We start from the raw sequence: 11,871 nt of genomic DNA, 5'->3' as shown, positions 1-11,871 counted from the left end.
TCGGCCCGAGACTATAGTCTTGGGCCCATGCTGCGCAGGTTGCTCCCGGCCGCGGCGGCCGCCGCCGCCGCACTCACGCTCGCCTCGTGCTCCTTCGGCGAGCCGCCCGAGCCCGAGGTCGGCGAGCCCCCGAACCTCCCGACCCCCAGCGGCGCACCCGAAGAGCAGACCTCGTTCATGGACGTCGTCGCCGAAGGCCTCGACGTCCCGTGGGGCCTGGAGTTCCTGCCCGACGGCACCGCCGTCGTCGGCGAGCGCACCACGGGCCGCATCCTCACCATCCCCCTCGCCGAGGACGGCACCGCGGGCGAACCCGCCGAACTGGCCACGGTCGCAGTGAGCGACATCGGCGAAGGCGGCCTCCTCGGACTCGCCGTCTCCCCCGAGTACGCCACCGACTCGATCATCTACGCGTACTACACCACCGACACCGACAACCGCATCGCGAAGATCGACACGTCCTCCGACGCCGCCCCCGAACCGATCCTCACCGGCATCCCCCTCGGCCCCGACCACAACGGCGGCGCCCTCGAGTTCGGCCCCGACGGCTTCCTCTACGCCGCCACCGGCGACGGCGGCGACGGCGAGAGCGCCCAGGACCCGGAATTGCTGGGCGGCAAGATCCTCCGCATCACCACCGCGGGCGAACCCGCCGCGGGCAACCCCTTCCCCGACTCGCCCGTCTACACCCTCGGCCACCGCAACGTCCAGGGCCTCGCCTGGAACGCCGCCGGGCAGCTCTACGCCACCGAGTTCGGCGAAGACGCCGCCGACGAGGTCAACCTCATCGAACCCGGGAACAACTACGGCTGGCCCTGGTTCGAGGGCGCCGACACCGAAGCGGCCTACGCCGACCCGGCCCTGACCTGGGAACCGTTCGAGGCCTCCTGCGCCGGAGCGGTCTTCCTCGACGACACCCTCGTCACCGCCTGCCTTCGCGGCCAGCGCCTCTGGACCGTCCGGTTCGACGAGTCCGGCACCCCCGCATCCGAGCCCCAAGCGACCGCTGTCAACGAGTTCGGTCGACTACGATCAGTCGCCATGGGCCCCGACGGGATGCTCTGGGTGACGACCTCCAACCGCGACGGCAACTGCACCGAGGAGCGCGGCTGCACCCCGGACGAGGCCGACGACCGCATCATCCGCTTCTCCACCAGCTACGCGGCCCAAGGCCGGGTCTAGGCAGCACGACGCACCGCGAGAGGAAGGCCCGAGGATGAACGACCGGCTCGCCGCCGCACTGCACCGCATCGAGGACGCCGCGAAGTCCTTGTGGCGCAGATCGAGAGCGGGCTGGACGCGGCTCAGGCGGTCCCAGCGGGCCCGGCAGGTCGCCGTGGTCGCCGCGATCCTCTTCGTCGGCACCGGCGCTGCCGCGGGCGGCCTCGCGCTCGTCGGCGGCACCAAGGCCGACATCGGGCCGTTCGACACCACCGTGTCGCTGCACCCCGACCTGTCGGGCGAGACCGTCGTGACGATCCCGCCGCTGGGCGACGTCATCTTCGACAGCCACGACGGGCCCGTGGGCCTGAACCTCAGCCTCGACTCGGTCGACCCTGAAGAGGCGCAGGACATCATCAACACTCCCGGCGGCGTCACCAGCGCCTCCAAGAGCCTCGCGTCGGACGTGACCGACGCGGTCGTGCGGGTCGTCGCCGAAGCGCTCGCGATCGTCACGCTGTGCGGGCTGCTCGTGGGCGCGCTCGCGTTCCGCACCATGCGGCGGGCGCTGCTCACCGGGCTGACCTCGCTCGCGGTGACGGCGGCGCTCATGGGGTACGCGGCGACGACGATGCGCCCGGAGTCGATCTCGCAGCCGCGCTACGAGGGCCTGCTCGCCTACGCGCCCAGCGTGGTCGGCAACGCCGAGGACATCGCCGTGAACTACGAGGAGTACGTGGCGAACCTGCAGAAGTTCGTCACGAACATCTCCGAGTTCTACGCGCTGGCGATGGACATGCCGCAGCTGGGCATCCAGGACGACTCGATCCGGGTCCTGCACGTCTCCGACATCCACTTGAACCCGTCCGCCTGGCACCTCATGGAGTCGGTGGTCGACCAGTTCGACATCGACGCGGTGGCCGACACCGGGGACATGAACGACTGGGGCTCGGAGCAGGAGGCCGAGATCTTCTCGCGGGGCGTGGAGCAGATCGACGTGCCGTACGTGTTCGTCAAGGGCAACCACGACTCGGTGACGACGGTGGCCGCGCTCTCGGCCTACGACAACGTGGTCGTGCTCGACGGCGAGGTGCAGGAGATCGCAGGGCTGCGGTTCGGCGGCGTCGCCGACCCGCGGTTCACGCCGGACAAGGGCGCGCAGCCGTCGAGCGAGTACGCGCAGCAGATGCTGACCGAGTCGGGCGAGCGGCTGGCGCAGGCCGTCACCGAGGCGGGCGGGGCGGACGTGGCGATGGTGCACGAGCCGCCGATGGCGTTGCCGCTCACGGGGATCGTGCCGCTGGTCCTGGCCGGGCACACGCACGAGCGGGCCGTGCAGGACCTCGGGGACGGCACGATGCTCATGGTCGAGGGCTCGACGGGCGCGGCCGGGCTGCGGAACTTCCAGTCCGAGGACCCGATGCGGATGGAGATGGACGTCCTCTACTTCGACCCGACGACGAAGGCGCTCACCGCGTACGACTCGATCTCGGTGGGCTCCGGCACGGAGACCGATGTGACGCTCGACCGGACGGTGATCCCGACTGAGGACCAGGTCGACGAGGCCGAGATCCAGGGGGAGACCGCGACGCCGACGCCTTCGGGCGAGTTAGCGGACGTGCGCGAGCAGGTGCTCGTGGAGCGATGCGAGGTCGGTCTGGGCGAGTTCGCCGGGGCGGGTCGCCAGGTAGAGGGTGTTGATCGGCGGGATCTCGGGTTCGAAGAGGAGCACGAGTTCGCCCGCGGCGAGGTCGTCGGCGCACAGGTAGGTCGGGAGCACTGAGATCCCGCCGCTGGCTTTGACGGCCGCGAGCACGCCGCGCAGGTCGGGGACGACGATCGCGGGGGCCACGGTGGACACCGAGTCGAAGACATCGCGCCAGTAGCGGCGAACGATCGGCAGGAACTCGGCGTAGGCGATGAGCGGCAGGCTCTCGAGTTCGCGCGGGCCGTGCTCGGCGAGGCGTTCGGCGGAGATCCGGGAGGCCAGGTCGGCCGAGGCCACGAGGGCGAACTCCTCGTCGACCAGGGCGGTCGCGGTGACGCCGCGCAGGCGGGGCCGGACCGTGGAGACGACCAGGTCGAAGTCGCCGCCCGCCAGGCGGGTGAGCAGTTCGTCGGCGAGGCCGAACTCGAACCGCAGGCGCAGCCCCGAGGCGGTGAGGTCGCCGACGGCGGGCAGGACCCGGTGGGTGAGGAACTCGACGGGCCCGCCGACGTGGAGCGGCCGCCGGTCGAGCCGCTGCTCGCCGAAGTTGCGTTCGAGGACGCCTTCGAGGACGGCCATCGGGCCGCGGATCTCGCGGATGAGGCCTTCGGCGGCGGTGGTGGGGCGGACTCCGGCGGGCGTGCGGTCGAAGAGCTGGCGGCCCAGTTCCTTCTCGAGGTTGCGGACCTGCTGTGTGACCGCGGGCTGCGAGAGTTCGAGGCTCTGCGCGGCCTTGGTGAACGAGCCGAGCCGGTAGACGGCCGCGAAGGTCCGCAGCCAGCCCAGTTGCACCGCCACGCCGTCCCGCCCCCTCGAGTCCCTTGTGTCCATTGAGGAAGCACGCAGTGCGTTCAGTCCCCTGGAAGAGGCTACTCGACTCGGGCAACGGGAGCGGCGCGGCGGCACGGCGGTCAGACCGGCTGGCCAGTCGGGCGGATCACGACCGTGTTGACGTCGGTGCCCGCCGGTTGGGCCAGGACCCACGCGATGGACTCGGCGACCTGGTCGGCCGCGAGCACCGGGCCGGGCGGCATGCCGGTGGGCCGGTTGTCCCAGAACGGGGTCTCGACCTTGCCCGGCGCGATGAGGCTGACGCCCACGCCGTCGGCGGTCACCAGCATCCGGGTGTTCTCCGCGAGCCCCGAGACGGCCCATTTGGTGGCCGAGTAGACGTTCCCGGGCGTGTGCTTGACGCCCGCGACGCTGCCGACGAACACGATGCGGCCCTTGGTGAGTCTGAGGGCCGGGAGGGCCGCGCGGACGAGCAGGGCGGGACCGAGCACATTGGTCAGGACCATGTCGCGCCACTGACCGGGGTCGCCGTCGGCGACGGTGTCGTGCGTGGAGAAACCGGCGTTCGCCACGGCGTGGTCGAGCCTGCCGAAGCGGCCGACGGCGGCTTCGACGGCCGCTTCGACCTCGTCGTACTCGTCGGGCCGGGCGGTCACGGTCAGGAGCCGGTCCGGGTCCCCGGCGCGGGAGGCGAGCTTCGCCAGCCGCCCTTCGTCGCGGCCCACGGCCGCCACCAGGTGGCCGCGTCCGAGCAGCAGCAGGGCCAGCGCGGCCCCGATGCCGCCCGAGGCCCCGGTGATGAGCGTGACCGGTGCGTTGTCGTTCATGGGTTGTCCTCGTTCCCTTTCGGTGTCGGGTGTCAGGAGGCGCCGATGCCGCCGGGGTAGCGGCCCGTGCGGGCCCATTCGGCGATCGCGGCCCGGTCCTTGGCGTCGACGTACTCGATGCGGACGCCGAGGAGGTCGGGCGCGGTGATGAGCGCGAACGGCACGGCGTCGGCCTCGGTCCGGAAGTAGGCCTCGACGCCGATGCCTTGCGCTTCAAGCTTTTTGAGGCGGCCGGCCATGTCGTCCTCCCACACGCCGTAGTAGAGGATCTTCCCGGCGTGGCCGAGCGAGGTGATGCCGTCGCCGTCGGCCTGGATGAGCTCGAAGTAGGGCTCCTGCGTGCGGGAGAAGGCGGCGGTCATCTTGCCCGGGTGGGGTTCGGGGTCCTCCAGGCGCGGGATGTCGAAGACGGCGGGCTCGGTGAACTCGATGCCGAACACCTCGCTGTATCGGGCGGTCGCCGCGCCGAGGTCGGGGACGACGACGCCGATGTGGAAGAAGGAGTCCGGGAGGCGCGGGGCCGGGTCCACATTGCGGTAGACGTTGACCTCGGGCGGCTCGCGGAGGCAGTCGAGCAGCCCGGGGATGAAGTCCCGCAGGTAGTCGGTGCCTTTGTGGAGTTCGAGCGCGGCCTCGTCGCGGTACTCCTCGACGACGAGGCGGTCGAGGGGGTCGGCCTCGGACTTGACGTAGTCGAAGCGGAGGCACCCGGGTTCGTTGGCGAGGATGTCGGCGGCGAGGCCCGCCATGAGGGCCTCGAGTTCGGTTTCCTTGCCGGGCTTGACGAGCTGGCGTGCGGTGACGGTGATCATTGCGGTTTCCCTTCGGTGGTCAGGCGGGCTTCCGGCGCGCGCCGGCGACCCAGATCAGGGCGGTGAGCCCGGCGGCCGCGAGCACGATGCCGGAGCCGCTCAGGGTCGCCATGGTGCCGAGGACGGCGACGCCGAGCGCGGACCCGGCCTGGCGTCCGGCGTTGAACGCGCCCTGGCCGGTCGCGGCCAGTTCGCGGGGGGCCGACCCGGCCATCTCGGCGGTCGCGGCGGGGATGGCCATGGTGCTGCCGACGCCGAGCGCGATCTGCGCGGCGACGATGAGGACCGGTGAGGCGTCGGGGCCCGCGAAGATGAGCAGCGCCCCGGAGAGCGTGTCGAGGGCGAGGCCGGTGAGGATCACGGGCCGCGCGCCGAACCGGGCGGTGAGCCGCCCGGCCACCCACGGCAGGAAGCACATCGGCAGCGTCATGGGCAGGAATTCCAGGCCCGTGCGCAGCGGCGAGAGGCCGCGTTCCTCGACCATCCACTGCGTCAGCGCGAACAGCACGCCGTAGAAGACGAACGAGGCGACGACACCGGCCACGATGGAGGACCGGACGCGGCTGAGCGAGAACAGCGCGGCGGGCAGGACCGGGGCGGCGACCCGGCGCTCGACCGCGACCAGCGCCGCGAAGGCCGCTGCGGCCAGGGCGACGGCGATGACCGGCAGCGGCCGGTCCCAGCCGCCGGTGCCCGCGTCGATGAGGCCGAACGTGAGCGCGGTGAGCCCGAGGGTCGACAGGGCCAGCCCGGCCCAGTCCACGGGTTTGCCGGTGCCCGAACGGTTCTCGGCGAACGAGCGGGCGGCGAGGTAGGCGGCCAGCGCGATCGGCGGGTTGACGAGGAAGACCAGCCGCCAGTCGCCGTACTCCACGAGGGCGCCGCCGATGAGCGGGCCGGTGATGAGGCCGATGCTGGTGATCGCGGCCCACGCGCCGATCGCGCGGGAGCGGCGGGCCGGGTCGGGGTACATGGCGGCCAGGAGCGCCAGGGAGGTCGGCACGAGGCCCGCGGCGGCCACGCCCATGACGGCGCGTCCGGCGATGAGCCAGCCGATGGACGGCGCGAGGGCGCACAGGGCGCCGACGACCGCGAAGCCCATGAGCGCGATGCGGTAGACGCGGCGCGGGCCGAGCCGGTCGGCGACGGAGCCTGCGGCGAGGAGGAGCCCGGCGAACACGACGGTGTAGGCGTCGACCGACCACGGCAGGGCCGCGGCGGGCGCGTTCAGGTCGCCGCGGAGGTCGGGGAGGGCGACGTTGAGGATGGAGGCGTCCAGGAGCACCAGGAAGTTGCCGGCGACGATGCCCGCGAACTTGAGCCTGGTGCCGGGCGGGCCCGCCGGCGGGGCGGCCCGCCGGGAGGTCTCGTCGGCGATGGTCATGGGTGTGTCATCTCCATGGTTGAACGGCAGAGCCGGTGGGCGGCCGCCCCGCCGGGGCGGGGCGGCCGCCGCTTCATTTGCCTGCGGCGTTGATGAATCGGGGCCCGTAGAACACCGGGGCGTCGAGGTGGGTGTACTCGGCGAGCGTGCGGTGCTCGCGCGGGTAGAGCCGGGCGAGCCGCTCGACGGCCTGCTCGGGGACCTGGTGGCGCATGATGTTGAAGCACGAGCGCACGCGCATCTGGTCCATCTGGGTGACGGCCGCGCCGAGGCTCGGCCACCAGGTCTCGGCGGGCCCGTTCCAGGCGTCGTCGAGGGCGGCCATCATCTGGGTGTAGGCGTCGTCGAAGCCTTCGAGCTCCTTGCGGACCTCGGCGGCGTCGGGGTCGGCGGCGAGGACCGCGTCGTACCCGTCGGCGGGGACGGCGAGGGTGTTGATGACCACGGGCCAGGCGATCGCCTCGCCGCGGAAGAACCGCTCCTCGCTGTCGGGGCCGATGCCGGCGTCGTCCTCGGGTTCGAGGTAGCGGCGGCCGTAGCGCAGTTCAGCGAACCGCGCGTAGTGGGAGCCCTCGCGCTGGAAGGCCTCGCCTGCGGCGATGGTGTCGGCGCCGGCGCCCTCGCCCTGTTCGGTGATGAGGTCGAGGGCTTCGAGGAACCGCTCGACCGGGTCGGCGTCGTCGGGTTCGAAGACGGGGTAGCCGAGGTTGCCCCCCACCTGGTTGGCGGGGCCTCCGGCGGCTACAGCGCGGCGCACGTCCGCCGCATGGGTTTTGACGGCGTCCCGGATCGCCTCGTAGAACGAGCCGATCGTCGGGTACGGGGAGCGGCGCTCCGGTTCGGGGAGCATGAACTCCGGGGCCTCCAGTCGCATGAAGTTCTCCAGCTGGGGTGCGGAGAGCTGTGCCAGGACGACCGGCAGGTCCGGGGCGACGCCCCCGGGGAGGCCGCGCCCGGTGTAGGACGGGGCCAGGTCGCGGAGGTTCGGCGAGGCGCCTAGGGCGGCGACCATGTTGGCCGCCGTGGCCATGTGGACCATCTCCTCCATGAGGACGCTGCGGATGGTGTTGTAGCTCGGGTAGTTCTGGACTTCGAGCGAGTACATGGCCGCGCAGTAGAGCGGCATGGTGGCGTGCTCGAGGCTGATCGCCGTCTGCAGCGCCCCGCGTATCCAGTCGAGGTCGCGCAGGTCGGCGGGGGTGATGCGCGGTGGCATGTCGTCCTCCTAGGCCGCGGCCGCTTCGGGCTTGGGCAGCAGCATGTCCTGGAAGAAGTCCTGGAAGGACGCTTCGAGGTCGGGGTGCTGGTAGAACTCGGGGCCGATCTCGTCGAAGATGACGTCGCCGATGCCGCCGAGGGTGTCGAACATCATCGAGACGATGGTGCCGACCTCGCGTCCGAAGTAGTGGGACACCATGGCGACGGTGCCGCCGTTGATGCCGTAGGACCCGGTGAAGGTCCAGGTCCGGGCCCGGGGGTTGCCGATCCACATGCGACGGGCGACGGGCACGTTGAAGCCCTCCTCCCGGAGCCCGCGGGCGACGGCGGCGACGCAGGTGACCGGGTCGGAGTCGAGGACGCCGGCGCGGGCGATGACGCCGACGCCGGAGCAGTTGGCGGCGATGACCTTCCCGGCGTCGCGGTGCTTGCGGATGATCTTGTGGAGCCGCTCGTCGTCGGTGAGGGCCCCGGAGCCGACGCCGCCGGGGATGTAGAGGACGTCGTAGAGGTCGTTCTCGCCCAGGAGGGCGTCGGGCACGACCTCGGTGCCCATCTGCATCTTGATGACGCCGGGGTTGAGCCCGACGAGCCGGACGTCGAGGCGGCGGGGCTGGACCTCGCGCTGCCAGGGGGCGATGCTGCCCGCCAGGACCATGGCGGCGCCCTTGAAGATCTCGAGCGGGGTGATGGTGTCCTGTTCGCTGCAGGCCTCGTATCCGAGGACGGCGATCGAGTCGATCGCATTGACGGGTCCGAGGTTCTTCGATTCCAGATTGCTGCGAGTGCGCATGATTCGTACCGGTTTCCTTCGGCGATGGATTCGGCGGCGGCGATTGCCGCTCCGCACGATTACGAAGTCAATCCCGGATGGTCGCGGTTTGGCAAATAACAAAACCTTCAGGGGGCATAGGGGAATTGCCACTGGAGCGCGCTAAAGGCCGAAAAAATGGCGATGTGATCTAGATCTTATTTCGGAACGATATGCAACTCGGGCTTGCTACCTGCACTCATAGCAGTATCTTCATCCACCTCAAGGTTTCTTCATTGGACGGCCCCGCTCAGTCCTGTTTCCATGAACGAGCAAGGACACCAGGCGGGAATCCTCGCCGCGATTGAGATGAATGCGTCTCAGATTGAGGTGAACCAGCAATGTACAGGCAATCGACACCGCAAGTCGCGGCGCCCCCAGGGGCGCGCATCAACCGGCCGGTTCCGTTCCCGGTCACGGCCCGCGATATCGAGAGGCTGCAAGGGCTCGCCGAGTCGGGGATGCGGGCCGGCATCGAGCACTTCGACGCCGACACCTACCTCGACAACGTCATCCCCAAGCCGTGGGGGTACGAGTACCGGGCCTATGTGGACGATTTCTTCGACTGCTGGGCGCTGCACATCGAGTCGCCGCACGCGACCTCGACGCACGTCCACCCCCGGAAGGTCACCTACCTGCTCTGCCTCGCCGGGCAGGGCGTCACCACCGGGCTCTCCCAGAGCGTGGAGATCAAGGCCGGCAGCGCGCTGTGCATCGCGCCCGGCGCCTTCCACTCGACCCGCAGCACGGGCGACGAAGCCCTGCAGCTCATCGAGGTCGAGACGCCCCGCAACAAGTTCGACCTGATGCGGCTCCAAGACGGGTACCAGCGCGCCGGCGAGCCCTACGAGGCCGACCACGCCGACGCGCCGCACCCCATGCGGCCCGTGCGCGGCCGCCCCCACGCGCGCATCCGCCGCACCGCCCCCGACCGGCGCACGCACTTCGCGGTGCGCACCGGCTACGACGTGTTCTACCGGCGCTCGGAGGGCGACATGTTCTACGTGCCGCTCTCCCTCTCCGGAGCCGTCCAGCGGGACGTCGACATCCTCACCGGCGAGGACGGGCGCCGCCCCGACACCGACACCGCATACCTCGTCGTCAACCGTCCCGACCACAAGGGAGGCATCCCCTCATGACCCGCAGCGCAGTCATCATCACCGGCCCCGGCTTCCAGGACCACGACGTGGTCTACACCTACTACCGGCTGCTTGAAGAGGGCTGGCAGGCCGACATCGCCACCAAGAACGGCGAGGGCGTCATCGGCAAGTACGGCGTCCCACTCCCGATGGACAAGACCGCCTCGCCGCTCGTCGGCTTCGACGACCTCGACACCGCCGAGTACGACGCGGTCATCCTCACCGGCGGGCACGAGGCCCCCGACCGGGTCCGCCAGGACCGGCGGGTGCTCGACTTCCTCGCCGGCATGGACCGGGAGGGCAAGGTCGTCGCGGGCCTGTGCCACGGCCCGTGGATCATGGTCAGCGCCGGAGTCCTCAAGGGCCGCAAGGCCTGCGCGTACATCGGCCTGCGCGACGACGTGATCAACGCCGGGGCCGAGGTGGTCGACAGCGACGTCATCGTCGACGGCAACATCATCACCTGCTCGTACTACGCGTACGTCGGCACGTTCATGAAGGCGGTCTTCGAGACCGTCGAGAAGCTGGACGCCTGATGCTCGTCCTCGACTTCGACGGCGTCATCGCCGACGCGTTCGAGGAGTGCGCGGCCGTGACCTGGCTCGGGGTCCACCCCCGCCCGGCGCTGCTCCTGGCCGACGACGTCATCGCGCGGATGCCGGCGTCGTTCACCGAGCGGTTCCGGACGGTGCGGCCCTTCAGCCGCACCCTCGGGCACTTCATGGTCGCGCACGAGCTCGGCGCGGAGACCATCGCGGACCAGCGGGAGTTCGACCGGCGCTTCGCCGGGATCGACCCGCGGGCCGTCGAGGCCTTCGCCGCGAACGCCACGGCGGCCCGCGACCGGCTCCGCGAGGCCGACCCGGCGGCCTGGGCCGCGATGCACACGCTCTACCCGGGCATCGCGGACCTGATCGCGGGCGCCGGCCCGGTCGCGATCGTCACCGCCAAGGACGAGCCGTCGGTCCGGGAGATCCTGGCCGCCAACGGACTCGGGCAGTACATCGGCGCCGTGTCGGGCGAATGCCACGACAAGGCCGCCGAAGTGCGGCGCCTGTGCGCGGAGGCCGGGATCGGCACCGGCGAGGCGGTCTTCATCGACGACAACCTCGACAACGTGCTCCGCGTCCGCGAGACCGGCGCCAGGGCGCTGTGGGCCCGATGGGGTTACAGCACACCGGACCAGGCGGCGCGAGCCGCCGCCCTGGGCGTCGAGGCCATCGGCCTCGGCGACCTGCCCGAAGCGGCCGCCGCTAGGGCCTGAAGGACACCGGCGGCCGGGCGCGCGCCCGGCCGCCGGCCGATAGAGAAACACACTCGAAAGGGAAACCCATGAGCAAGAAGGTCCTGCTGGCACTCACCAGCAACGGCGAAATCGGCGACACCGGCCGCAAGACCGGCTTCTACATCTCGGAGGCGGCGCACCCGTACCGGGTCTTCAAGGACGCGGGCTTCGCGGTCGACTTCGTCTCCGTCAAGGGCGGCGAGCCGCCGCGCGACGGGTACAAGGAGGACGACCCGGTCCAGAAGGACTTCCTCAACACCGAGGACGCGCGCCTCAAGTCGACCCCGAGCCCCGCCGAAGTGGACGCGGCCGAGTACGACGCGATCTTCTACGTCGGCGGGCACGGCACCATGTGGGACTTCCCCGACTCCGAGGAGCTGGCGTCCCTCGCCGCGCGAATCTATGAGGCCGGGGGCGTCGTCGCCGCCGTCTGCCACGGCCCCTCCGGGATCGTCAACATCAAGCTCTCCGACGGCTCGTACCTGGTGGCGGGCAAGAAGGTCAACTCCTTCACCGATGAGGAGGAGGTCGCGGTCGGCCTCGACACGACCGTGCCGTTCCTCCTCCAGGAGCGCCTGACCGAGCTCGGCGCGAAGTGGGAGGGCGGCCCGAAGTTCGGCGAGTACGCCGTCGCCGACCAGCGGCTCGTGACCGGCCAGAACCCCGCCTCGGCGGAGAAGGTCGCCAAGCTGGTGGTCGCCGAGCTGTCCTGACGCCCGGCTCCGGCGCCCGGT

11 protein-coding genes and 1 pseudogene are annotated in these 11,871 nt (G+C 70.9%); 6 read left to right on the top strand and 6 right to left on the bottom strand.

Going from position 1 to position 11,871, the window contains the following annotated elements:
- The first annotated feature begins 27 nt into the window (after positions 1–27).
- Both ACZ60M_RS00345 and ACZ60M_RS00340 read left to right on the top strand, forming a co-directional pair.
- The gene (locus tag ACZ60M_RS00345; RefSeq protein WP_465413155.1) at positions 28–1,182 is read left to right on the top strand and encodes a PQQ-dependent sugar dehydrogenase; all 1,155 of its coding nucleotides are present in this window, start codon (positions 28–30) and stop codon (positions 1,180–1,182) included.
- 34 nt (positions 1,183–1,216) lie between these two features.
- A pseudogene (locus tag ACZ60M_RS00340) lies at positions 1,217–2,539 on the top strand (metallophosphoesterase family protein); the annotation flags it as partial.
- 231 nt (positions 2,540–2,770) lie between these two features.
- Here ACZ60M_RS00340 and ACZ60M_RS00335 read toward each other — a convergent pair.
- The 6 genes from ACZ60M_RS00335 to ACZ60M_RS00310 all read right to left on the bottom strand — a co-directional run bounded on the left by ACZ60M_RS00335 (position 2,771) and on the right by ACZ60M_RS00310 (position 8,695).
- Positions 2,771–3,667, bottom strand: a complete 897-nt coding sequence (locus tag ACZ60M_RS00335; RefSeq protein ID WP_465413153.1) for a LysR family transcriptional regulator — start codon at positions 3,665–3,667, stop codon at positions 2,771–2,773.
- A 113-nt stretch (positions 3,668–3,780) separates the two neighbouring features.
- On the bottom strand, positions 3,781–4,488 hold the full coding sequence (locus ACZ60M_RS00330) for an SDR family oxidoreductase (RefSeq protein WP_465413151.1): 708 nt from the start codon (positions 4,486–4,488) through the stop codon (positions 3,781–3,783).
- 32 nt (positions 4,489–4,520) lie between these two features.
- Positions 4,521–5,300 carry an antibiotic biosynthesis monooxygenase gene (locus ACZ60M_RS00325; RefSeq protein WP_465413149.1) on the bottom strand — a complete coding sequence of 260 codons (780 nt, stop codon included), beginning with the start codon at positions 5,298–5,300 and terminating at the stop codon, positions 4,521–4,523.
- A gap of 19 nt (positions 5,301–5,319) precedes the next feature.
- A complete protein-coding gene (locus tag ACZ60M_RS00320; RefSeq protein WP_465413147.1) occupies positions 5,320–6,684 on the bottom strand; it encodes an MFS transporter in 1,365 nt (454 codons plus the stop codon).
- A gap of 73 nt (positions 6,685–6,757) precedes the next feature.
- Positions 6,758–7,900: a ferritin-like domain-containing protein gene (locus ACZ60M_RS00315; RefSeq protein ID WP_465413145.1), complete on the bottom strand. Its 1,143-nt coding sequence runs from the start codon at positions 7,898–7,900 to the stop codon at positions 6,758–6,760.
- 9 nt (positions 7,901–7,909) lie between these two features.
- Positions 7,910–8,695, bottom strand: coding sequence for a DJ-1/PfpI family protein (locus ACZ60M_RS00310; protein ID WP_465413143.1), 786 nt, complete (start codon positions 8,693–8,695; stop codon positions 7,910–7,912).
- A gap of 359 nt (positions 8,696–9,054) precedes the next feature.
- Between ACZ60M_RS00310 and ACZ60M_RS00305 the strand changes: the two genes are divergently transcribed.
- From ACZ60M_RS00305 to ACZ60M_RS00290, 4 genes are all read left to right on the top strand, one after another.
- A complete protein-coding gene (locus ACZ60M_RS00305) occupies positions 9,055–9,852 on the top strand; it encodes a cupin domain-containing protein (RefSeq protein WP_465413141.1) in 798 nt (265 codons plus the stop codon).
- Complete coding sequence (locus tag ACZ60M_RS00300) at positions 9,849–10,388, top strand: type 1 glutamine amidotransferase domain-containing protein (protein ID WP_465413139.1); 540 nt, start codon at positions 9,849–9,851, stop codon at positions 10,386–10,388. Before ACZ60M_RS00305 ends, ACZ60M_RS00300 begins: the two co-directional genes overlap by 4 nt.
- On the top strand, positions 10,388–11,116 hold the full coding sequence (locus ACZ60M_RS00295) for an HAD family hydrolase (RefSeq protein ID WP_465413137.1): 729 nt from the start codon (positions 10,388–10,390) through the stop codon (positions 11,114–11,116). Before ACZ60M_RS00300 ends, ACZ60M_RS00295 begins: the two co-directional genes overlap by 1 nt.
- A 68-nt stretch (positions 11,117–11,184) precedes the next feature.
- Positions 11,185–11,850, top strand: a complete 666-nt coding sequence (locus ACZ60M_RS00290) for a type 1 glutamine amidotransferase domain-containing protein (protein WP_465413135.1) — start codon at positions 11,185–11,187, stop codon at positions 11,848–11,850.
- The last annotated feature ends 21 nt before the right edge of the window (positions 11,851–11,871 follow it).

The sequence above is a fragment of the Glycomyces sp. NPDC050141 genome (assembly GCF_055586545.1).
The sequence above is the reverse complement of the archived record's forward strand: the minus strand, read 5'-3'. Positions and strand labels throughout refer to the sequence as shown.